Raw genomic sequence first — 463 nt, 5'->3', positions numbered from 1 at the left:
TATGTCCACCACCAAAGCCCGCGCAGACTCACTCTCGCTTCTGCTCTTTACCTTGCGCAGCGGCAAGCTGATGGCGATCAACCTGCTGAAAGTCAGCGAAATCATTCCCTGCCCGCCGCTGACCAAGCTGCCGGAGTCTCACCCCCACGTCAAAGGTATCGCCACTCTGCGCGGCAACTCGCTGGCGGTGATCGACCTGAGCCGCGCCCTCGGCGAAATGCCCCTGGCGGACCCTGACGGCGGCTGCCTGATCGTCACCGACGTGAGCCGCTCCAAGCAGGGCCTGCATGTGCAAGCCGTGAGCAAGATCGTGCATTGCCTGACCACCGACATTCGCCCGCCGCCCTACGGCTCCGGTGGCAACCGCGCGTTCATCACCGGGGTCACCCAGGTGGAAGGCGGCCTGGTGCAGGTGCTGGACATCGAGAAAGTCATCCACGGCATCGCCCCGGCACCGATCGAA

Annotated in this window: 1 protein-coding gene; it reads left to right on the top strand. The window is 64.4% G+C overall.

Annotated features, from left to right (window positions below):
• Position 1: 1 nt before the first annotated feature.
• Positions 2 to 463: chemotaxis protein CheW (locus SOP95_RS31595; protein WP_323609527.1), on the top strand; the 462-nt coding region annotated here is incomplete at its 3' end.

The sequence above is a fragment of the Pseudomonas sp. YuFO8 genome (genome assembly GCF_035065025.1).
Classification (GTDB): Bacteria; Pseudomonadota; Gammaproteobacteria; order Pseudomonadales; family Pseudomonadaceae; genus Aquipseudomonas; species Aquipseudomonas putida_AE.
The sequence above is the reverse complement of the archived record's forward strand: the minus strand, read 5'-3'. Positions and strand labels throughout refer to the sequence as shown.